Origin of the sequence: Verminephrobacter aporrectodeae subsp. tuberculatae At4, assembly GCF_000193225.1 — a bacterium.
In the GTDB taxonomy this organism is placed as follows: Bacteria; Pseudomonadota; Gammaproteobacteria; order Burkholderiales; family Burkholderiaceae_C; genus Acidovorax; species Acidovorax aporrectodeae.
Genome location: NZ_AFAL01000577.1, coordinates 1 through 1,282, shown reverse-complemented (window position 1 = coordinate 1,282; position 1,282 = coordinate 1). Strand labels below are relative to the sequence as shown.

Genomic DNA, 1,282 nt, shown 5'->3' with positions numbered 1-1,282 from the left:
TGATGGCCGCGCAGGCCGGCGTTGACGCGCAGCGGCTGCGGCTCGCGCACACGCGGGTGCTGGCGCCCGACAGCGGCGTGATCTCGGCGCGCACGGCCACCGTGGGCGCCGTGGTGAGCGCGGGCAACGAGCTGTTTCGCATGCTGCGCCGGGGCCGCTTGGAATGGCGCGCCGAAGTTACCGCCAGCGAGTTGCACCGCATCCAGCCGGGAATCAAGGTCCGCGTCACCCCTGCGGACGGCAGCACCGTCGAAGGCAGCGTGCGCATGGTCGCGCCCACGGTCGACCCGCTGACGCGCAATGCGCTGGTCTACGTCGACCTGCCGGCGCACGCGCAGCTGCGCGCCGGAATGTTTGCGCGCGGCGAGTTTGCGCTGGGCGACAGCGAGGCGCTCACGGTGCCGCAGGAGGCGCTGGTGCTGCGCGACGGCTTTGCCTACGTTTTCGTGCTCGACGCCAGGCAGCGCGTGCAGCAGCGCAAGGTGCAGACGGGTCGGCGCGTGGCCGACCGCGTGGAAGTGCTCTCGGGCCTGGACGCGCAGGCGTCGATCGCCGTGCGCGGCGCGGGCTTTCTGAACGACGGTGACCTGGTGCGCGTCGTGGCCGCTGCGCAGGACGTGCGGCAAAGCGCGCCCGCCGCACCCGCGGGTCTCTCCCCGCGCGGCGCCCAGTAAGGAGCATTTCCAATGAATGTCTCCGCCTGGTCGATCAAGAACCCCATCCCCGCGCTGATGCTCTTCGTGCTGCTGAGCTTCAGCGGCCTGCTGGCGTTCAACGCCATGAAGGTGCAGAACTTTCCGGACATCGACCTGCCCACGGTCTCCGTCACGCTGACCCTGCCCGGTGCCTCGCCCGCGCAGCTTGAAAGCGACGTGGTGCGCAAGGTCGAAAACAGCATTTCCACGCTGCAGGGCCTCAAGCACATCTACACCACGGTGCAGGACGGCAGCGCCACCATCGCGGCCGAGTTCCGGCTGGAAAAGCCCACGCAGGAAGCGCTGGACGACACGCGCGCGGCCGTGGCCCGGGTGCGCGGCGACCTGCCCGGCGACCTGCGCGACCCCGTCGTGACCCGGATCGATTTGGCCGCGCAGCCCGTGCTGGCCTTCACCATCGCGTCCGACCGCAGGGACGACGAGGCGCTGTCCTGGCTGGTGGACGACACCGTGGCCAAGAAACTGCTCGCGGTGCGTGGTGTCGGCGCCGTGAGTCGCGTGGGCGGTGTCGATCGGGAGGTGCGCGTGGAGCTCGACCCCGTGAAGTTGCAGGCGCTGTCCGCGTC

General features: G+C 70.4%; 2 protein-coding genes. Both read left to right on the top strand.

The window, feature by feature from the left end; genetic code table 11:
* Positions 1–674, top strand: a 674-nt coding sequence (locus VTU_RS28245) for an efflux RND transporter periplasmic adaptor subunit (protein ID WP_010106954.1), incomplete at its 5' end; no start/stop codon positions are given.
* Between the two features lie 12 nt (positions 675–686).
* Positions 687–1,282: efflux RND transporter permease subunit (locus VTU_RS28240; RefSeq protein ID WP_010106953.1), on the top strand; the 596-nt coding region annotated here is incomplete at its 3' end.